The sequence below is a fragment of the Aquipuribacter aurantiacus genome (genome assembly GCF_051216895.1).
GTDB lineage: Bacteria > Actinomycetota > Actinomycetes > Actinomycetales > JBBAYJ01 > Aquipuribacter.
The window spans coordinates 351,158-369,458 of the sequence record NZ_JBPKAO010000001.1 but is presented as its reverse complement, the minus strand read 5'-3'; the positions used below and the strand labels follow the sequence as shown (position 1 = coordinate 369,458).

The window sequence follows — 18,301 nt, the reverse complement described above, 5'->3', positions numbered from 1 at the left end:
CGGTTCCGGCGAGGGTGGCAGTCGTGCGGGCGCCAGACAAGGCGGCCGAACGACACGACGCTCGACCGAGCGTCAGACCTCATGAGCAATAGATCCTGCGGTCAGTGGCAGAACATCGTTCGACGCCTCAGTCGGTGTCGACGACCGTGGCGGCATCAGCCACGCCGCGCAGCTGGGTGGCGACCTGCCCGGCGGCCTCGGTCGCGCTGAACATCGACGCGGACACCTCGGCCGTGGCGGCGGTCTGCTCCGTCACCGCGGCCTCGATGGTCTGCTGGGCGTCCAGCACGTCCCCCATCACGGACCGGATCCGGTCGACGAGGGCCGCGGTCTCGGCCACCTCGGTGCGCACCGACGCCACGACCCGCCGGATCTCGTCGGTGGCGGACGTCGTCTCGCGCGCCAGCTCCTTGACCTCCTCGGCCACCACGGCGAACCCGCGGCCGGCGTCACCGGCCCGGGCCGCCTCGATGGTCGCGTTGAGCGCCAGCAGGTTCGTCTGGGCCGCGACCCCGTTGATCCGGGTGGCGATGGCCTCGATCTCGCTCATCGTCGCCGTGAGCCGCGCGATGGTCTCGACCGACTCCTGGGAGCGGGAGTCCGCGTCCAGCGCCGTCGCCGACGCATGCCCGGCGGCCGCCGCGATGGACCCGATGGCGCCACGCAGCTCCTCCAGGACACCGGTCGCGGTGCTCACGTCCCGGCTGAGCGTCTGCCCGGCGGCCTCGAGCTCCACCATGCGTCCGGCCACGTCGGCGGCCCGGGCGCGGTTGGCCTCGAGCCGTCGCACCGCCCGGGCGGCGGAGGCGTCGCGCTCCTCGGCCAGCCGGGCGAGGTTGGCCGCCCGCTCGCGCTGCGCGAGCTCGGCCTCGTGCCGGCGGGTGGCCTCGGCCTGCTCGGCGAAGCGCCAGCCGAAGGCCAGCGCGGCCGCCTGCGCGAGGAGGAACACCGCGTGCAGCCCGGCGTAGGGGACGGGGTTCTCCTGGGCGTGGTGGGACGAGAACACCGACATGGGCGCGACGAGAGCCATCAACGAGTGGTGCAGGGCCACGTACAGCACGGCGGTGAGGAACGGGGCCCACGACTGGTAGAGCGCCACGACGGTGAGGAGCACGTAGAAGGAGATGTGCAGGTCGGTCAGGCCACCCCCGGCGTGCACGAGGACGCTGGCGCCCAGCATGAGCGCGAGGCTCACGGCGCTGCTGCGCACGGCCTGACCCGCGCCCGAGCGCGCCACCAGCAGCAGCGGCAGCACCGCGGCCAGCTCGAGCCACACCATCAGCTCCCCGGTGCCCCGCACCAGGGCGAGCACGAGCAGCAACGGCACCTGGACCGCGGCGACGGCCACGATGACGCGGTGCCGGGCCCGGAACACGTCGTCGGTGAGCGGGATGCTGCGCGGCAACCAGCCGGCCGGACCGGCACCGGTCACCGTGGTGCCGGGTGAGGACGTGGAGGTCATGGCTCCACGATCGGCAGCGGGCGGCGACACCTGAGGCCGGTCCGTGGGCGGCACCGCACGGTCGGCCGTCGGCATGGGCGCCACGGTCAGGCCAGCTCTCGGGCGCGGTGAGCCTGAGGCGGCACCCGGGGCAGGTCGCGCGCGCTCACCTCGGCCTGGATCACCCGCAGCTGCGCCAGCGTGAGGTTCTCCGCCTCCAGCAGCTGCTCGGCGACCGCGTTGAGCAGCGCCCGGTGCCCGGTGAGCAGCGCCGTCGCCGCGGCGTGGGCCTCGCGCAGCAGCTCCTCGGCGACCTCGCGGACCTCGCGGGCGACCTCGCCGCCCATCCGCACGGTGTCGTCGTCGACCAGCAGGTAGCCGTGCCGCGACATGCCGTACTTGGTGACCATGGCCAGCGCCCGGCTGCTGGCCGCCGTCAGGTCGCCGTGGGCGCCCTGGGTGTACTCACCGTCCAGCAACAGCTCTTCCGCGACCCGCCCGCCCATGCTCACGCGGAGGTCGGCGAGCGCCCGGCCCCGGGTCAGGAACACGTCGTCGTTGCCGCTCATCCAGGTCACGCCCCCGGCCGGGCCGCGGGGCACGATCGACACCTGGACCGGGTCGTCCGCGTCGTCCAGCAGCAGCGCCGCGACGGTGTGGCCGGCCTCGTGCCAGGCGGTGACGCGGCGGTCGAAGTCGGTGACCAGGGCCGAGGTGCGGGCCCGACCGAGGGCCACGGTCGCGATGGCCGCGTCGACGCAGCCGGCGTCGACCACCGCGAGGTCGCGACGGGCGGCCTCCATGCAGGCCTCGTTGACGACCTGGGCCAGGTCGGCCCCGCTCATCCCGGGCGTGCGGCGGGCCACGGCGACCAGGTCGACGTCGTCCGCCATCGGCCGTGACCGCGCGTGCACGGCCAGGATCTCCGTCCGGCCCCGACGGTCGGGGGCGGGCACCTGGATCTGCCGGTCGAGCCGGCCGGGACGGGTCAGTGCGGGGTCGAGCACGTCGGCACGGTTGGTGGCGGCCAGCACGATGATCCGGTGGTCGGTGTCGAAGCCGTCCATCTCGTTGAGCATCGAGACGAGGGTGTTCTCGCGCTCGGTGTCGGCGCCGCTGTGCCCCGGACCTTCGGAACGGGCGCGGCCGATGGCGTCGATCTCGTCGATGAAGATGATGCCCCCGTCGGAGTCACGCGCCCGGTCGAACAGGTCGCGGACCCGGCGCGCGCCGACGCCGGCGTAGGTCTCGACGAAGTCGCTGCCGGCCAGCGGGAAGAACGGCACGCCCGCCTCACCGGCGACCGCCCGGGCCAGCAGGGTCTTGCCCGTCCCGGGCGGACCGACGAGCAGGGCGCCGCGCGGCGGGCGGGCGCCGACGCGGGTGAACCGCTCGCCGTCACGGAGGAACTCCACCAGCTCGCGCATCTCGGTGATGGCCTCGTCGCAGCCCGCCACGTCGCTGAAGCGGGCGCTCGGGACCGCGTCCACCTGCTTGCCGCGTCGGCCCCTCATCCTGGTGGCCCCCGTCAGGGCCCCGCTGCGGACGCCCCAGACCAGCCCGACGACCAAGGCGACCATCACCAGGAGCGGGGCCAGGCTCGACAGCAGGCCCGGGGCCCGCAACGGGTCGGTCTCGACCTCGACGCCCGCGGCGACGAGCTGCTCGGTCAGGGTGCCCGCGTAGGCGTCGGGGAAGTCCGCGGTGATGATCGAGGAGTCCGTCAGGGTGAGGACGACGCTGGCCGCGCCCTCGTCCAGCAGCGCGGACTCGACCTCGCCGGCCTCGACGGCATCGACCGCCTGCGACAGGGGCACCCCCTCGGCCGCATCCGGTCGTCCCTGCTGCACCCCGACGGCCGCGGCCACGGCGACGACCAGCAACCCGGCCAGCAGGACGCCGCGACGTCGACGAGCGGAACGGGCTCGCTGGTGGTGCGACTGCGGGGAGGCCATGGCCTGTCATCGGCACGCGCGCTGCCGCCCTTCACCGCTCGTGGGCGTAGACAGGCAGGACGCCCGTCGGGGGCATGCCCGGTGTACCCCCAAGGCTCATGCGCTGGCGGCGTGCTGCCACCTGCGCTCTGAGGGCCTGCCTGGCCGACGACCTCCGGGGTGCCCCGGTCGGCGGTCGACGAGGTGACGGATGTCCTTGCGGTCCGGCGGACCACCAGCCGCACGACGAGCGCGACCCCGGTCAGGCAGCACGCCCAGCCGGGGTCGATCACTCGACGTCGAGGGTGGTGCAGGCCCCTCAGTGGCGGTGACGGTGGGATTTGAACCCACGGAGGAGTCTCCCCCTCACACGCTTTCGAGGCGTGCTCCTTAGGCCGCTCGGACACGTCACCGCCGAGAAGGGTACAAGGCCGACGGGGGTGGCCCGAACCCCTCACCCGCGACCGTGGCCGCCCGGGGGCGCCTCGCGCCCGGGACACGGTCGGCTCAGGACGGCGGCGCCCCCAGGCCCAGCCGGGCCCGCACCTCGGGCCGACGCAGCGGCGGCACGGTCGTCGGTGGCTGACGCCGGGCGGGGAGCTGGTCCAGCAGGGCGGCCGTCGACCGGGCGACCTCGTCCACCGCGGCCTCGAACGCAGCGAGCGCGGCCGGCGGCGGCTGACGCACCCCGCTCACCTTGCGGACGTACTGCAGGGCGGCGGCGCGGACCTCGTCGGTCGTCGCGGGCGGCTCGAGGCCGCGGAGCTCGGTGATGTTGCGGCACATGGCGACCATCCTGCTCGCCCGGGCCGACAGACGGAATGGCCGACAGCGGGAAGGGCCGTCAGCGGGGGGCCGTCAGCGGCGGTCGCGGAAGAACGCCCGGAGCAGCTCGGCGCAGCGGGCCTCCGCCAGGCCGCCGACCACCTCCAGCCGGTGCAACGACAGCGGGTCCCGCGCCAGGTCCCAGACCGACCCGCACGCACCGGCCTTGTCGTCCCACGCCCCGAACGAGCAGCGGGCGACCCGGGCGGCCACCAGGGCGCCCGTGCACATGACGCACGGCTCCAGGGTCACCACGACGGTCGCACCCGGCAGTCGCCACCCCTGACCGAGGGCCCCGGCCGCGCTGCGCAGCGCGTCGACCTCGGCGTGGGCCGTCGGGTCGCCGGTCTGCTCGCGCCGGTTGCGTCCCTCCCCCAGGACGGCACCGTCCGGGCCCAGCACGACCGCACCGACCGGCACGTCCCCGTGGTCCAGGCACCGCTGCGCGAGCTCCAGCGCCCGCTCCATGGCCGCCAGCTCGACCGGCGTCCCCGGCCTCACGCCCCAGTCCCCATCCGGCGCCGTCGCACCGGTCGTCGCACCCGCCGACGCAGCGTCAGCGCAGGGTCTCGAGCAGATCGAGGAACCCGACGCGCTCACCCAGCTCGCCGAGGGCCCGGGCCGGGTCGTCGGCGTCGGCCTCGACGATGGCCTTGAGGCTCTCCCCGCCCACGCCCAGGTCCTCCAGCAGCGAGAGGTCACCGGCCCAGGGGACCTCGGTCAGCTTGGGGACGTCCTCGTCGGCGACCGGCGCCGGCTCCTCGTAGTCGTCCAGGCCGGACCGGTAGGTCTCGTCGAACCCGGGCCCCACCAGACCGGCCGCTCGCAGCGACCCCGCGTCGGCCCAGACGTCGGGGTCGGCGAAGACGGGGCCGTACGTGCTGGCGCGGGCGGCCGGCAGGTCGCTGACGAACACCCGGGCGTCGTCCTCGCCGTCGACGCGCACCAGCGCGAACCACTCGTCCTCGCGCTCGAGCAGCACCAGACCGGTGGCGCCGTCGACGCTGACGCGCACGGTGTCCACGAGGTCGTCCAGGCTCTCGAGCGTGCCCAGGTCCGCGTCCCGGGACGTCCAGGAGCGACCGGCGGGGACCAGGAGAGCGGCGAAGTACGACACCCCCTCATCCTGGCACCAACCGAGCACGACGTGTCGGTCCCGGCGCGGCTGACCCGTGGCGCCCGACAGGTCGGTAGCGTGCGGTCATGCGCGTCCACGTCGCCGACCACCCGCTCGTCTCGCACAAGCTCACGACGCTGCGTGACGTCGCGACCGACTCCCCCACCTTCCGCCGGCTCGTCGAGGAGCTCGTCACGCTGCTGGCCTACGAGGCCACCCGCGACGTCGCCACCGAGACCGTGCAGGTCAGGACCCCGCTGACCACGACCGAGGGCGTCCGGCTCGCCTCGCCGAAGCCCATCGTCGTGCCCATCCTGCGCGCGGGTCTCGGCATGCTCGACGGGATGAGCCGGCTGCTGCCGACCGCGGAGGTCGGGTTCCTCGGCATGCTCCGCGACGAGGAGACGCTGCAGCCCAAGACCTACGCCAACCGGCTCCCCGACGACCTGTCCGGTCGGCAGTGCTACGTGCTGGACCCCATGCTCGCCACCGGCGGGACGCTGGCGATGGCCGTGGACTTCCTGCACGACAAGGGGGCGCGGAGCATCACGGCGATCTGCCTGCTCGCCGCCCCCGAGGGCCTGGCCGCGCTGGAGCAGCACGTCTCGGACGAGGTCGACCTGAACGTGGTCGTCGCCGGGCTGGACGAGAAGCTGGACGAGCGGGGCTACATCGTCCCCGGCCTGGGTGACGCGGGCGACCGCCTCTACGGCGTGGTGTGAACCAGGACGCCGCACCCCGACCCGGGCATCCCCGCCCGGCGTGGCGGGTGGACGCCCCGGTGCCCGCATGAGGATGCTGAGCGGTCGGGTGAGTGCCCGGACGGCGACCAGTGACGGCGAGGCGAGGTGCACATGCTGAAGAAGGTCCTGAAGTGGGCGCTGTGGATCTTCCTGGTGTTCCTCGTCTACGCGATCTTCCAGAGCCCGGAGCAGGCCGCGGGCATCGTCGTCGGGGGCTTCGAGGGCATCGGTGCCGGGTTCGACGCCGTGTTCACGTTCTTCGACGAGGTCCTGCGGCAGTCCAGCGACACCCCCTGACCGATGGCGTGGCGTCGCCGGCGTGACGAGCCCGCCGGGGGTCCTGTCTCCCGCCGCGGCGACGTTCGGCCCGGTGCGAACCCGTTGCAGCGCCATGGCCGGTCCCCGACGCCCGCAGTCGTCGGCCCGGGACGCCCCCGGACGCCCCGGCCTTCGTTGCGGGACGCGCTGACCGACGTCGAGTGGCCGCTCCCGGGTGAGAAGCTGCCGCTGGACGAGCCGGTGGCGCCCCCGACCTCCAAGGGGATCGAGCGGGCCCAGGCCATCGTCCGGCGCAAGCTGGGCACCGGCCTGGTCCCGGGCGAGAAGGTGCTCGTCGCCCAGCACCGTCACCCCGTGCTGCTGGTGGAGCCCGTCCTCACGTCGATCGCCGCGCTGGTGGCCATCGGCTGGGTGAGCGACTACCTGGGCGACCTGAACGCGGTCCGCGGCGTGCTGATGGTCGGTTGGCTGGCGCTGGTCGGCCGGGCGTTCTGGCGCTACCTGGCCTGGACCTACGACTGGTTCGTGGTGACCGACCGCCGGCTGCTGCGCCTGCACGGGATCCTCGACAGCAAGCGGGACATGATGCCGCTGATGAAGGTCACCGACATGGCCTTCGAGCGGCCGTTCTGGGGCAAGCTGTTCGGCTACGGCCGGTTCGTCCTGGAGTCCGCCGGGCGCGACCAGGCGCTGCGCGAGATCACGTTCGTGCGGGACCCGGAGCGCGCCTACGAGCTCATCTGCCTGCAGATCTTCGCCCGTCCACCGTTCCAGGGCGACCGGCAGCCCGCTCCCGGAGGCAGCCGCCGGACCGAGCGGTGAGCGAGCTCGTCCTGCTGGGCACCGGGTCCGCCGACGGCTGGCCCAACCCGTTCTGCGGGTGCGCGTCGTGCCTGTCCGCCGCCGCCCGCGGTGAGGTGAGGGGCCAGAGCGCGGCGCTGCTGGACGGCACGGTCATGCTCGACTGCGGGCCCGAGGCGCCGCGGGCCGCGGTCAGGGCCGGGACCTCGCTCGTGGGGGTCCGGCTGGTCCTGCTCACGCACTCCCACCCCGACCACACCTCACCGGCCCCGCTGCTGTGGCGCTCGTGGACGCGGACGGGGCAGCCGTTGCTGGTGGTGGGACCCGACGACGCGGTCCAGGCGTACGAGCCCTGGCTGGGGCCCGAGGACCCCGTGACGCTGCGGCCGGTGGTCGCCGGGGACGAGGTGGTGGCCGAGGGCTACCGGTGCCGCGCCGTCGCCGGGACCCACGAGGTCCCCACCGTGCTGTGGGACGTCACCTGCCCCGACGGGACCTCCCTGCTCTACGCCACCGACACGGGCCCGCTGTCCTCGGACGCCCTCGAGCAGGTCCGGGGGCGTGGCTACGACCTGCTCGTGCTGGAGGAGACGTTCGGAGACCTGACGACCCACGGCACCGCCCACCACGACCTGGTCAGCTTTCCCGCCCAGCTGGCCGAGCTGCGACGCGTCGGGGCCGTGACCGGGCGGACCCGGGTCCTGGCGACGCACCTGTCCCACCACAACCCGCCCACCGACGAGCTGGCCGCGAGGCTCGCCGCGTGGGGCGCGGAGGTCCGACCGGACGGGACCCGGGTCCGGCTGGGTGACGCGGTGGCGGCCGCCACGGGTCCGGGGACGCGACCGGGCCCGGACCCGTACCGCCCACGACGGACCCTGGTCCTCGGGGGAGCCCGTTCGGGCAAGAGCACCCACGCCGAGCGGCTGCTCGCGGACCGGGACGACGTGGTCTACGTCGCGACCGCCGGGTCGCGCGACGGCGACGCGGACTGGCAGGCCCGGGTCGCCCTGCACCGGCGACGACGCCCCGAGGGCTGGCGGACGGTCGAGTCGACGGAGCTGGTCACGCTCCTGGAGCAGGACGGCCCGCCGCTGCTGGTGGACTGCCTGGCGCTGTGGTGCACCGACGCCCTGGACCGGGCGGGGGCGTGGGAGCCGGACCGGTGGCACGACGGCGACGCGGAGCAGGTCTACCGGGAACGGGTGGCAGACCTGCTCGGCGCCTGGGGCTCGACGCCCCGGCAGGTCGTGGCCGTCAGCAACGAGGTCGGGTCCGGGGTCGTGCCGGCCACCTGGTCCGGGAGGCTGTTCCGCGACGAGCTCGGTCGGCTCAACGCCGCGGTGGCGTCGGCCAGCGAACGGGTCGAGCTGGTGGTGGCAGGGACCGTGCAGCGGCTGCGGTGAGGCGTCAGAGCCAGCCGCGCCGTCGGAACACCACGTACAGCCCGACGGACAGCGCGGCCATGACCCCGAGCACGGCCGGGTAGCCGAACCGCCAGCCGAGCTCGGGCATGTCCTGGAAGTTCATGCCGTAGATGCCCGTCACCAGGGTCGGGACGACGAGGATGGCGGCCCAGGCCGAGATGCGCTTGACCTGCTCGTTCTGCCGCACGCCGATCTCGGCCAGCTCGGCAGCGCGTTCGTTCTGCTGCTGCGCGACCAGACTCGCCGACACCATGAGGATGTCCGACAGCGCCGCCCGGAGCGCGTCGACCCGGTCCACCACCCGTCGTGCCCGCTCCGCGACCGCCCGCAGCCGCTGGGCGCCGGCTCGGCCGTTGTCGCGGTTGACCTGCTCGGGCAGGGGCTCCAGCACGTCGACGAGCGGGTGCGTGGCGCGCTCCAGGGCGATGACCTCGCGGGACAGCTCGTAGATCCGCCGGGGGGCCTCGGCCGCCCCGCCGAACACCGCCGTCTCCACCTCCCGCATGTCGTCGTCGATGCTGTCGAGCACGTCCGCGTACCCCTGCACCACGAGCGCGGCCGTGGCCGCGACCACGTCGCACCAGCCGGGTGCCGCCGGTGGGTGCGGGAGGGACCGCAGCACCGCTCGCACCGCCTCGACGTCCGGGCCGTCCTCGTGGCGGACCAGGACGGCGCCGGACGACATCACCAGCACGACGTGCCCCAGCTGCACGGTGCGCTGCTGCTCGTCGTAGGTCGCGGGCCGGAGCGCCACCAGCAGGTCCTCGCCCAGCACCTGGCGGGTGGGCCGGTCGTGGCGGGCTCCGGCGCTGCGCAGGGCGGACGGACCGATCCCGGCCGCCGCCGCGGCGTCGTGCTCCTGCGGGGACAGCGGACCGGTGACGTCCAGCCACCGGATGCCCGTGCCGGCTCGCCCTGACGGGTCGCCGGTGGCGTGGGGACGGTTCGTGGTGCTCAGCCGACGGGGGGCGTCGTCGAGGTGCCGGTCGGCTCCACGCCGGGCTCGACCTCGCACCCTGGCGTGGGCTCGGCGTCCGTCGGGGACGGCGTCGGCGTGGGCGTGGCCGTCGGACCGGTGCAGGGCGGCAGGCACGGCTCGCCCGGGGGTTCCGTCGTGGGCGGGGCGGACTCCCCCTCGGGCGGGGCGGGCTCGCACGTCGGGGTCGGCTCGGCGCTCGGCGGGGTGCTCGGGTCGGTCGTCGGCGCCGTCGGCCCCGTGCTCGGCTCCCCCGTCGACGGGGGCACCGTGGGCTGGGTCGGCTCGGTCGAGGGCGTCGACGGCGGGGTGGTGGTGGGCACGCTCGACGGGGGCGGGCTCGTCACCGTCGGCTTCGGGGTGACCGTGGTCGGGGGCCGGGTGGGGGAGGCGGTCGGGGGCCGGGTCGGCGACGCGGTCGGGGGCCGGGTCGGCGAGGCGGTCGGGGGCTGCGTGACCGTCGGGGCGGGTGCGACGGTCGGGCGGCCGGGGGACGGCCGGGGCGTGACCGCAGGGCCGGGGGTGAAGACCGGGCCGGGTGCACCCGCACCAGGGGTGCGGTCCAGCGCGCTCGACGGCGGCGGCGACCAGCCCGCGGGCCCCGGGTAGCCGTCGGACGTGGGGTAGTAGGGCTCGTCGTAGGTCGTGTCCCCGTAGCCGTCGTCCGGGAACGCGGTGGGGCCACCGTCGCGGTAGCCGGCGGCGGTCGACAGCACCAGCTGCACGTACTCGGTGGAGTTGTTGTAGCGGCGGACCGCGGCGGCGGCGGGACCGGGCTGGTCCACCCCGCCGTCGCCGGAGCACAGGTAGCGCGCCGCGGCCAGGGCGGCGTCGTCGATGTCCTGCGGGTCCTTCACCCCGTCACGGTCGCCGTCGCTGCCCCAGCGCTGCCAGGTGCCCGGCAGGAACTGCATCGGCCCGAGCGCCCGGTCGTACTCGGTGTCGCCGTCCAGCGCGCCCCCGTCGGTGTCACGGATGACCATGGTGCCCGCGAGCGAGCCGTCCAGGCGGACCCCCAGGATCCCGGGCACGGAACGGCCGTCGGCGGTCACGGTCGCGCCGCCGTACCGGCCGTGGTTGGACTCCACCCGACCGATGCCGGCGAGCAGCGCCCAGTCGATCCCGCAGGTCGGCTGCTCCCGCGCGAGCACCTGGGCGGCGGACCGGTAGGCCCGCAGCGTGGCCGCCGGGATGTCACCGGTCGCGAGGCCCGAGGGGACGGCCGAGGCGAGGAACTCCCCGCCCAGCGTGTCGAAGTCGTCGGCGAACGGGTCGGCGAACGGGTCGGCGAACGGGTCGAACGGGTCGCCGTACTCGTCGAGACCCTCGAGGTCGGCGTCCGGCAGGGACGACGCCAGCGAGCCCTCGGAGCCCCCCATCGGGCCGTCGGGACGTTGCGTGCTGGGACCGCCGCCGGTGTCGAGACGGCCCAGCCCACCCTCACCGGCCGCGAAGACGTCGGACGGGGCGGGGGGCGCCAAGCCGGACGGGTCGGCGAAGGCGGCGGTCAGCGCGACGCAGCCGACCCCGAGCACCGCCACGAGGGTCCGGGCCGCACGAGGGGCCGGGGACGTGCGGTGGAGGCGCCCACGACGAGCACCACCACCCCCGGTCCCCGTCGCCGAAGGCATCCGCCCCTCCAAGTCCTGCCGAACACGAAATCCCTCGTGAGGATATGCCCATCCAGGAGGGCGGGTGTACCCCTCGGGCCAACAAACTCGTGAACAGCAGGAGAACCGTCCACCGCGGCGGGCTCAGGAACCGTTGCCGTTGCTCCTGCTGCTGCGGTTGTTGCCGTCGTTGCGGTTCTCCCCGCTGTTGCCCGGGGAGGTGTCCGCGTCGTCCGCGCCGTCGTCGTCCGCGCCGTCGCCGTCCCCGTCGTCCGCGCCGTCGTCGCCGTCCCCGTCCTCGTCCCCGCCGTCGTCCCCGTCGTCCTGGCTCCCGTCCTCGTCCTGCCCGCCGGTGCCGTCCTGCTGGGGGGCGGGCTCCGGGTCCCGGGCGGGCTCGTCGGCGGGCGGCTGCTCGTCCTCGGGCTCCCGCCCGCCGGGCTGCTCCTCCGCGGGGTCGTCGCCCGAGGTCTCCTCGGCCGGCTCCTCCTCACCCGGGGTCGCAGGAGCGGCCGGTTCCTCGCTCGGCAGGCCGGCGGCGAGCGCCTCGGCGGCCGACACGACCAGGTCGGCCCGCGCGTCGTCGAGCACCCCGTCGGCGCGGGCGGCCTCGCTGACCTCGACGAGCGCGTCCAGGGACGACCGGGCCGCCGCCCAGTCCTCGGCCGCGACCGCCGCCACGACCTGCGCGTGCAGCTCGCCCGCCTCGGGCAGGTCCGCCGAGACCGGGGCGGCCGGCTGCGCGCACCCCGCCACGAGGCCCGCGGCGACCACGACCCCGACGAGCGCCAGCCGGCGCCGGCTCGGCCGCGTCATCCGTTCACCGCCCGGTCCAGGTCCTCCAGCAGGACCTCCAGCGGCTGGTCACCGACGGCGGGGTCGACCGCCGCGGTCCTCGTGGCGTCGAGGACCGTCCAGACCAGGATCCCGGCGATCACGAGCAGGACGACCAGCATGGCCATGACCACCGGGCTGGGCCGCCGGCGTCGGGGCGCTGCGGCGTCGTCCTCCACGGGCCGGGCGTCGTGCTCCACGGGCCGGGCGGGCCGGACAGGCCGGGCGGGCCGGACGGACCCGGCGGACCCGGCGGACCCGGCGGACCCGGCGGACCCGGCGGACCCGGCGGGGGCCGAACGCATCGGGCGCGTCGGGTCCGTGGGCACGGCGGGTCGCGAGCCCGTCCCCCCGGACGGCGCGGCGGGGACCCCGCCGACCCGCCGGAGCACCTCCGCCACCTGCAGGGCGCCGGGTCGCACCTCGGGCTCGGTCGCCGTCATCCGTCGCAGCAGGTCGCCCAGCTCGGCCGGCAGGCCCTCGGGAACGTGCGGCGAGCGCTGCAGCCGAGCCAGGGCGGCCTGCGTGGGCGGACCGGGGAAGACACGTTCGCCGGTGAGCGCCTCGAGGAGGACCAGCGCCAGGGAGTAGATGTCGGCGGCGGGGGTGACGGTGCTGCCGGTCACCTGCTCCGGCGCGAAGTAGGCCGCGGTCCCGATGGTGAACCCGGTCGCGGTGTGACCGTGGTCCGCCTCCATCAGGCGGGCGATCCCGAAGTCGGACAGGGCCACCCGGCCGTTGTCGCCGATCAGGACGTTGGCCGGCTTGAGGTCCCGGTGGACCACGCCCTGCTCGTGGACGTGGGCCAGACCGGCCGCGATCTCGGTCCCAACCCGCGCCACCACCGCGGTGGACCACGGCTCGCCGGCCGTGACGGCCATGGTCCGGCCCTCCACGAGCTCCATGACCAGGAACGGCCGGCCTCCCGAGGTACCCGCGTCCAGCACCGTGACCAGGTTGGGGTGGCTGAGCCCGGCGTGCGTGCGCATCTCGGCGGCGAACCGCTCCAGGGCGGCCGGGTCGGGCTGCTCGGCGCGCACCAGCTTGACCGCGACCTCGCGGCCCAGCAGGTCGTCGCTCGCGCGGTGGACGTCGGCGACCCCACCGCGTCCCAGCAGCTCGCCGAGCCGGTACCGCCCGGCCAGGACGTGCTCGTCCGCGCCGGGCAGGGGGTCTGCGCCGTCGTCGGAGACCCGGGTGGTGCCCTCGCCGTCCACTCGCACCTCCAGTACGCCAGGGTTGGTACCCGATCTGCTCGTCACCGAAACGGTACGAGCCCGGGCCCGGAGCCAGCGACGGAGGTGCAGCATGGCCGGTGACGTCGCCGAGCTCCTGGGGGTGACCGTCTTCGCCCTGTCGGGCGGCCTGGTCGCCGCCCGCCGCGGGATGGACCTGTTCGGGGCCGTGGTGCTGGCCCTGGTCGCGGGCCTCGGGGGCGGCATCATCCGCGACGTCCTGCTGGGTGCCACCCCGCCGGCCAACCTGAGCAACGTCTGGGCCCTGGGTCTGGCCGCCCTGGCCGGCGTCGTGGCGTTCTACTGGGACCTGGGGGTCGACCGGTTCCGGCGGGCGGTCCTGGTCCTGGACGCCGGCGGGCTGGGGCTGTTCACCGTCAACGGGGCCGTCACCGCGCTCGTCGCGGGCGCCCCGCCGCTGGCCGCGGTGCTCCTCGGCCTGCTGACCGGTATCGGTGGCGGGGTGCTGCGCGACCTGCTGTCCGGTCAGGTGCCCGTGGTGCTGCAGGACGACATCTACGCGGTGCCGTCGCTGGCGGGCAGCGTGGCGGTCGTCCTGCTGTGGCAGGCCGGGTGGTGGGGCGTCACCGCGAGCATCCTCGTGGCGGTGTCCGTGTTCGCGGTCAGGCTGCTGGCCCGGATGCGGCGCTGGCACCTGCGTCGGACGACGACCGACCCGCCCGCCTGGCCGCAACGTCCGCCCCGGACGGGGTGAGCGGCTTTCCCCGGACCCCGGGACAACCACCGCTGCGGCCGATACCGTTCCCAGACCTCGCCCGAGGAGCTGACATGGCCTTCCAGTCCTGGCCCCCGCACCGTGACCGCACCGCGTCGGTCCTGCGCAGGCGCCCGGGGACCCAGGAGCAGCTCGCCGCCTCGTTGTCGCTGCTCGCGGCGACGTTGGACTCCACGGCGGACGGGATCCTGGTGGTGGACCTGAACGAGGTGGTGGTGGGCCGCAACGAGAAGTTCGCCCAGATGTGGCGTCTGCCCCCTGACCTGGCGAAGGCGACGGCCGGTGCCGACGACCGCCCCGTCCTGGAGTTCGTCGTCAGCCAGGTCAAGGACCAGGCCGGGTTCCTGGCCCGCGTCGAGGAGCTGTACGCCAACCCCGAGCTGGTGGACGACGACGAGATCGAGCTCGCCGACGGACGCGTGTTCTCCCGCTACACCCAGCCCCAGCGGATCGACGGCGAGGTGGTGGGCCGGGTGTGGAGCTTCCGGGACCGGACCGCCGAGCGGCGGCTGGAGCAGGACCTGCGTCGGATGGCGTACCACGACGACCTGACCGGCCTGGCCAACCGGGCCCTGTTCATGCAGCGGGGCCGGGCGATGGCCGAGGCCGCCGAGGCCACGGGGCGACCGATGGGGGTGGCCGTCCTCGACCTGGACAACCTCAAGGACGTCAACGACCAGCTCGGGCACCGGGCCGGGGACGAGATGCTCCAGCTGGCGGCCACCCGGCTGACCGCCTCGGCCCGGCCGGGGGACCTGGTGGCCCGGCTCGGCGGTGACGAGTTCGGCGTGCTCATGCCCGACGCGACGACAGCCACGACGGTCGCGGTGCTGCACCGGATGTCCGTCGCCATGGCCGCGCCGGTGCAGCTGTGCGGACGGCAGGTCCGCTCCTCGCTCAGCGGCGGCAGCTCGGTCGCGGTCGGCCGGGTCTCCCTGGAGACCCTGCTGCACGAGGCCGACCTGGCGATGTACCGGGCCAAGGCCGACGGCCGCAACCGCGTGCGGGCCTTCGACGCCGACGTGTCCCGGGCCGACCCCCGCACGGCGCTCGCCGAGGTCGAGCAGATCCTGGCCGACCCGGTCGCGCTGAGCACCGTGCTGCAGCCGATCTGCCGGCTGTCCACCGGCGGACTGGTCGGCCACGAGTCGCTCACCCGCTTCCCCGGCCGGGGGCACCGCGAGGTCGGCGAGTGGTTCGCACTCGCCCGTGAGGGCGGCCACGGCCCGGCCCTGGAGGCCCGCGCGATCGGCCTGGCCCGGACCCGCCACGACCCGTCCGCCGGGACCTACCTGACGGTGAACGTCAGCCCGTCGGTGCTGGGGAGCCCGGCGGTGCTCGCCGCGCTGGCCGGCGACCTCACCGGTCTCGTCATCGAGGTGACCGAGGACTCCCGCCTTGACCTGTCCGAGCTGGACCGGCTCCTTGTGGGGTTGCGTGCCCGCGGGGCGCAGGTGGCCATGGACGACACCGGCGCCGGCTACGACGGCCTGCGCCGCCTGGTGCGGCTGCGACCGGAGATCGTCAAGCTCGACCGGGAGCTGGTCCACGAGGTCCACCACCACCCCGAGAAGCGCGCCCTGGTGGAGGCCATGGCGTCGTTCTGCCGTCAGACGGGCACCTCGTTGTGCGCGGAGGGGATCGAGACCGTCGACGAGCTCCGGACGCTGGCCGACCTGGGCGTCGACCTGGGTCAGGGGTGGTTCGTCGGGCGACCGGCGGAGCGGCCGGCCCCGGTCTCGTCCCTGGCCGTGGCGGCCTGCCGGGTCAGCGGGGCTCGGCGGGACCCGGGTCGTTGAGCAGGCCCACCCGGTCGACCTTGCGGTGGTACCGGGTGCCGGCCGCGCCTCCGAGCAGGGCGCCCAGCAGCGTGATGACGAGCACCGCACCGGCCGCGACGGCCCCCGCGGTGGTCAGGTCGGCCGTGCTGACCGGGAGCCCGAGGGAGTCCACCTGCGCCAGGACGTCCAACCGGTCGCCGGCCAGGTAGCCCACGACCGCCAGGACCGCGGAGACGGCCACGGCCCACAGCCAGACCGCGAGGCCCTGCTTCGCCCCGTCGAAGCGGGCCATCCGCCCGGCGACGTAGCCACCGCCGACGTAGGCCAGGAACAACCCGACCCCCACCCCGACCAGGGCGACCACGCCCGCCGTCGACAGGTCCTCCACCGGCACGCCGCCGTCGCCCTGGACCCCGGAGGTGACGCCCAGGACCACCCCGGCCACGCTGAGCAGACCGAGCAGCAGCACGGTCAGGCCGACGGCCACGAGCCAGCCGAAGAACGCCGAGCCGACGTGGACGCCGCCGTAGGCGTCCTTCTCACGGGCCGCGACGTCGTCGGGGTGGTTGGTGAAGAACGTCGTCCCCGGGCCGTGCGGGTCGGTGACCGGCCGCTCGCTGGGGCGCACGGGGGCCGGGGGTACCGGGGGGCGGTCCTGATCCGGGTCGAGGTCCCGCTCCGGGCGGGGCATGGGCCGGGTCCGGTCGTCGGCCACCACGGGCTCGTCCGGCCTGGTCGCGTCGTCCGGCCTGGTCGCGTCGTCCGGCGTGGGGTCCGGCCGATCGGCGGGGCGGGGCGCGTCGGACGGGCGTCCGTCGTCGTGGCTCATGGTTGGTTCTCCTCGCCGGCAGGGTGAGGAAGAGGTACCCCTGGGGCCCGGCACGAAACGTCGACGGGCTCGTCGAGGGTCCCGCCACCTGGACCTGGGGACGAGGTCCGCTCCCGGTCAGCCGCGCAGCAGGGCCCGCAGGTCCGTGGCGGGGTCGGCCAGCACGTCCGGGTCCACCGTGACCTGCCGGTCGACCAGCCGCCGCACGGCCCGGGCGGTGCGCGGGTCGTCGACGCTCACGGCCCCGGTGAGCAGACCGTCACGCCAGCCCAGGACCGCGGCCGGGCCCTGCCCCGGCGTGCCGCGCACGACGGTGCGGGCGCCCGCCGTCGGGTCCCCGACGACCTCGACGTGCCGGTCGTAGCGGTCGGTCCAGAACCACGGCGCGCCGCGGTCGGGTGCCGGGAGGCCCAGCAGCACCGCCGCGGCGGTCTCGCCGTCCAGCCTCGCCGCGTCCCAGTGCCCGCCCGGCGGGGCGGTGACACCGCCGTGCCGGCGTCGGGTGCCGTCGCCGACGGCGAGCACGGCCGGCGCGGAGGTCCGCTGCCGGTCGTCGACGACGACCCCTCCCCCGTCGGCCCGCAGCAGGCCCGACGACCTCGCCAGGTCGTCCACGGGCACCATCCCCGTGGCGACCAGGACGGCGTCGGCGGCGAGCCGAGCGCCCCCGACCAGCCGGACGACCAGCCCGTCGACGTCGTCCCCCTCGAGGGCGGTGACGGTGTCCTGGACCACCTCGACCCCGTGCCGGGCGTGGTCGGCGTGCAGCAGCCGGGCCACCTCCGGGCCCACGACCGCCGCCAGCGGCACGGGGTCGGGGTCGACCAGGGTCACCGTCACGCCCAGCGCGACCGCCGTCGCGGCGACCTCGGCGCCCACCAGCCCGGCCCCCACGACCACCAGCCGCGCCCCCGGCCGCAACCGCTCCCGCAGCCCGCGGGCGTCGTCCAGCGTCCGCAGCACGGTGGCGAGCTCGACACCGGCGAAGGGCGGCCGGTGCGCCGAGGCGCCCTGCGCCAGGACGACCGCGTCGGCGGTGACCGTCGTGCCGTCCGACAGGCCCACCACGGCGACCGCGGGGTCCAGGGCGACCGCACGGACGCCTTGCCGCACGTCCACGTCGTGCTCGGTGAACCACTCCGGCGGGTGGAGCCCCAGCTCGCCCTCGGCCGCCGTCCCCGCCAGGTAGGCCTTGCTCAGCGGCGGCCGGTCGTGCAGCACCGCACCGGCGTCGAGGAGGACCAGCCGGCCGGTGTGACCCAGACGGCGCAGCGCCGCGACCGTGCTGACCCCGGCGACGCCGCCCCCGACGACCGTGACCGCGCCGGCGGGACCGACCGGCACGGGACCGTCAGGCGCGCCGGCCACGACGTTCAGGCCTGGCCGTCGGGGGCCTCGCCCGGGAACAACCACACCGCCCCGTCGCGCACCTGGACCTTGTGGCAGCGGGCGGCCTTGGTCGCCGGCAGCGACAGCGCCGCTCCTGTGGCCAGCGAGAACCGGGCCGCGTGCAGCGGGCACTCCACGGTGCCGTCCTCGACCCAGCCCTCGGCCAGCGAGGCCAGCGCGTGGGTGCAGGTGTCGTCGAGGGCGTAGAACGAGCCCTCGTCGTTGAAGACGGCGACGTCGTCACCGGTGCCGGCCACGTCCCGCGGCACGAGCCGTACCCCGCCGTCGTCGATCTCGTCGACCGCGCAGACCCGCATCCCGTCGCTCACATGACCTCCCGGTCGTCG

Annotated in this window: 18 protein-coding genes and 1 tRNA gene; 6 read left to right on the top strand and 13 right to left on the bottom strand. The window is 75.4% G+C overall.

Annotated features, from left to right (window positions below; all coding sequences use genetic code 11):
• Positions 1-127 precede the first annotated feature (127 nt).
• From ACR80Q_RS01805 to ACR80Q_RS01780, 6 genes are all read right to left on the bottom strand, one after another.
• Positions 128-1,462 carry a methyl-accepting chemotaxis protein gene (locus ACR80Q_RS01805; RefSeq protein WP_435375831.1) on the bottom strand — a complete coding sequence of 445 codons (1,335 nt, stop codon included), beginning with the start codon at positions 1,460-1,462 and terminating at the stop codon, positions 128-130.
• 86 nt (positions 1,463-1,548) lie between these two features.
• Positions 1,549-3,396: an ATP-dependent metallopeptidase FtsH/Yme1/Tma family protein gene (locus ACR80Q_RS01800; RefSeq protein ID WP_435375830.1), complete on the bottom strand. Its 1,848-nt coding sequence runs from the start codon at positions 3,394-3,396 to the stop codon at positions 1,549-1,551.
• A gap of 302 nt (positions 3,397-3,698) precedes the next feature.
• Positions 3,699-3,788 (bottom strand) — tRNA-Ser (locus ACR80Q_RS01795).
• A 94-nt stretch (positions 3,789-3,882) separates the two neighbouring features.
• On the bottom strand, positions 3,883-4,161 hold the full coding sequence (locus tag ACR80Q_RS01790) for a DUF2277 domain-containing protein (RefSeq protein WP_435375829.1): 279 nt from the start codon (positions 4,159-4,161) through the stop codon (positions 3,883-3,885).
• A 72-nt stretch (positions 4,162-4,233) separates the two neighbouring features.
• Positions 4,234-4,668, bottom strand: coding sequence for a nucleoside deaminase (locus ACR80Q_RS01785; protein ID WP_435376039.1), 435 nt, complete (start codon positions 4,666-4,668; stop codon positions 4,234-4,236).
• Positions 4,669-4,756: 88 nt separating this feature from the next.
• Positions 4,757-5,317 carry a tRNA adenosine deaminase-associated protein gene (locus ACR80Q_RS01780; protein WP_435375828.1) on the bottom strand — a complete coding sequence of 187 codons (561 nt, stop codon included), beginning with the start codon at positions 5,315-5,317 and terminating at the stop codon, positions 4,757-4,759.
• Positions 5,318-5,403: 86 nt separating this feature from the next.
• Here ACR80Q_RS01780 and upp point away from each other — a divergent pair, with 86 nt between their 5' ends.
• From upp to ACR80Q_RS01760, 4 genes are all read left to right on the top strand, one after another.
• Positions 5,404-6,039 carry a uracil phosphoribosyltransferase gene (gene upp, locus ACR80Q_RS01775; protein WP_435375827.1) on the top strand — a complete coding sequence of 212 codons (636 nt, stop codon included), beginning with the start codon at positions 5,404-5,406 and terminating at the stop codon, positions 6,037-6,039.
• 132 nt (positions 6,040-6,171) lie between these two features.
• On the top strand, positions 6,172-6,357 hold the full coding sequence (locus ACR80Q_RS01770; RefSeq protein ID WP_435375826.1) for a hypothetical protein: 186 nt from the start codon (positions 6,172-6,174) through the stop codon (positions 6,355-6,357).
• Positions 6,358-6,579: 222 nt separating this feature from the next.
• Positions 6,580-7,161 (top strand): PH domain-containing protein, encoded by a 582-nt coding sequence (locus tag ACR80Q_RS01765; protein WP_435375824.1) that lies wholly within the window; start codon positions 6,580-6,582, stop codon positions 7,159-7,161.
• Positions 7,158-8,546, top strand: a complete 1,389-nt coding sequence (locus tag ACR80Q_RS01760) for a bifunctional adenosylcobinamide kinase/adenosylcobinamide-phosphate guanylyltransferase (RefSeq protein ID WP_435375823.1) — start codon at positions 7,158-7,160, stop codon at positions 8,544-8,546. The genes ACR80Q_RS01765 and ACR80Q_RS01760 overlap by 4 nt, the downstream gene beginning before the upstream one ends.
• 4 nt (positions 8,547-8,550) lie before the next feature.
• Here ACR80Q_RS01760 and ACR80Q_RS01755 read toward each other — a convergent pair whose 3' ends face one another.
• The 4 genes from ACR80Q_RS01755 to ACR80Q_RS01740 all read right to left on the bottom strand — a co-directional run bounded on the left by ACR80Q_RS01755 (position 8,551) and on the right by ACR80Q_RS01740 (position 13,207).
• On the bottom strand, positions 8,551-9,582 hold the full coding sequence (locus ACR80Q_RS01755) for a CorA family divalent cation transporter (protein ID WP_435375822.1): 1,032 nt from the start codon (positions 9,580-9,582) through the stop codon (positions 8,551-8,553).
• On the bottom strand, positions 9,522-11,078 hold the full coding sequence (locus ACR80Q_RS01750) for a lytic murein transglycosylase (protein ID WP_435375821.1): 1,557 nt from the start codon (positions 11,076-11,078) through the stop codon (positions 9,522-9,524). The genes ACR80Q_RS01755 and ACR80Q_RS01750 overlap by 61 nt, the downstream gene beginning before the upstream one ends.
• Before the next feature lie 219 nt (positions 11,079-11,297).
• Complete coding sequence (locus ACR80Q_RS01745; RefSeq protein ID WP_435375820.1) at positions 11,298-11,966, bottom strand: hypothetical protein; 669 nt, start codon at positions 11,964-11,966, stop codon at positions 11,298-11,300.
• Complete coding sequence (locus tag ACR80Q_RS01740) at positions 11,963-13,207, bottom strand: serine/threonine-protein kinase (protein ID WP_435375819.1); 1,245 nt, start codon at positions 13,205-13,207, stop codon at positions 11,963-11,965. Before ACR80Q_RS01740 ends, ACR80Q_RS01745 begins: the two co-directional genes overlap by 4 nt.
• Before the next feature lie 85 nt (positions 13,208-13,292).
• On the opposite strand from ACR80Q_RS01740, the gene ACR80Q_RS01735 reads away from it, so the two are divergent.
• Both ACR80Q_RS01735 and ACR80Q_RS01730 read left to right on the top strand, forming a co-directional pair.
• On the top strand, positions 13,293-13,934 hold the full coding sequence (locus ACR80Q_RS01735) for a trimeric intracellular cation channel family protein (RefSeq protein ID WP_435375818.1): 642 nt from the start codon (positions 13,293-13,295) through the stop codon (positions 13,932-13,934).
• Positions 13,935-14,008: 74 nt separating this feature from the next.
• Complete coding sequence (locus tag ACR80Q_RS01730; RefSeq protein WP_435375817.1) at positions 14,009-15,754, top strand: EAL domain-containing protein; 1,746 nt, start codon at positions 14,009-14,011, stop codon at positions 15,752-15,754.
• Here the strand turns inward: ACR80Q_RS01730 and ACR80Q_RS01725 are convergent.
• The 3 genes from ACR80Q_RS01725 to ACR80Q_RS01715 all read right to left on the bottom strand — a co-directional run.
• Entirely contained in the window at positions 15,723-16,565 is an 843-nt protein-coding gene (locus ACR80Q_RS01725; RefSeq protein WP_435375816.1) for a hypothetical protein, read from the bottom strand. The genes ACR80Q_RS01730 and ACR80Q_RS01725 overlap by 32 nt on opposite strands.
• A gap of 117 nt (positions 16,566-16,682) precedes the next feature.
• Entirely contained in the window at positions 16,683-17,909 is a 1,227-nt protein-coding gene (locus ACR80Q_RS01720) for an NAD(P)/FAD-dependent oxidoreductase (RefSeq protein WP_435375815.1), read from the bottom strand.
• A gap of 29 nt (positions 17,910-17,938) precedes the next feature.
• Positions 17,939-18,301: bifunctional 3-phenylpropionate/cinnamic acid dioxygenase ferredoxin subunit (locus ACR80Q_RS01715; protein ID WP_435375813.1), on the bottom strand; the 363-nt coding region annotated here is incomplete at its 5' end.